Origin of the sequence: Marinimicrobium sp. UBA4209 (genome assembly GCF_002381585.1) — a bacterium.
GTDB lineage: Bacteria > Pseudomonadota > Gammaproteobacteria > Pseudomonadales > Cellvibrionaceae > Marinimicrobium > Marinimicrobium koreense.
In genome coordinates this window covers 63474-64292 of sequence record NZ_DFTP01000093.1, presented here as the reverse complement: position 1 = coordinate 64292, position 819 = coordinate 63474, and the positions used below count along the sequence as shown (strand labels likewise).

Annotated in this window: 1 protein-coding gene; it reads right to left on the bottom strand. The window is 60.8% G+C overall.

The window, feature by feature from the left end; translation table 11 throughout:
* Window positions 1-809, bottom strand: an 809-nt coding sequence (locus B3187_RS13490; RefSeq protein WP_286806995.1) for an MBL fold metallo-hydrolase, incomplete at its 3' end; no start/stop codon positions are given.
* Between the last annotated feature and the right edge of the window lie 10 nt (window positions 810-819).

Here is an 819-nt window from a genome sequence, read left to right as displayed (position 1 = left end):
AACTGGCCCGCCCGGACATTCAACTGCACCGATGGCAGAATCAACCGCGGCATTCCCAGGGTCGCATCTCGCTCCTCCCGCAGCTGCACAAATTCGTCTTCGCTTTTCCCCTCACCCACGTGGATATTGCCCTTGCGTTGGGCCCCCACGGTGGTTTCACACTGGTGGTCGCGCTCCTCACCCGGGTAGTCGTGGCACATGAACATCCGGTATTCATCCGGAAACTCCAGTAACTTCTTCACCGAGCGGTACATCCGGCGCGCATCACCGCCCGGAAAGTCACAGCGGGCCGTGCCCCGGTCCGGCATAAACAGGGTGTCGCCGACAAAGATCGCATCGCCAATCCGCCAGGCCATATCCGCCGGGGTGTGGCCGGGGGTGTAGATCACCTCCCCCTCCAGCTCGCCAAAAGTGAAGGTCTCCCCTTCGGCAAACAGTTTGTCGAACTGACTGCCATCGGGCAGGAATTCTTTCTCGAAGTTGAAGATCTTACGGAAGATTTCCTGCACTTGGACGATCTGATCTCCAATGGCCAGCTCGCCGCCGACCTGCTCGCGCACAAAGGGCGCGGCGGAAAGGTGATCCGCGTGGGCGTGGGTTTCAAAGATCCAGTCGACCGTCAGGTGTTTCTCGCGCACGAAATCCACCAGCCGCTGGGCGCCCTCGGTGCTGGTCTGGCCGGCCTTGGGGTCGTAGTCCAGCACCGGGTCAATCACTGCAGCGTGGCCGACTTCGTGGTCGTAGACCACGTAGCTGAAGGTTTCGGTATCCGGATCGAGAAAGGGTTCGACCAACGGTTGTTTGGGCATGGGGCCTCCG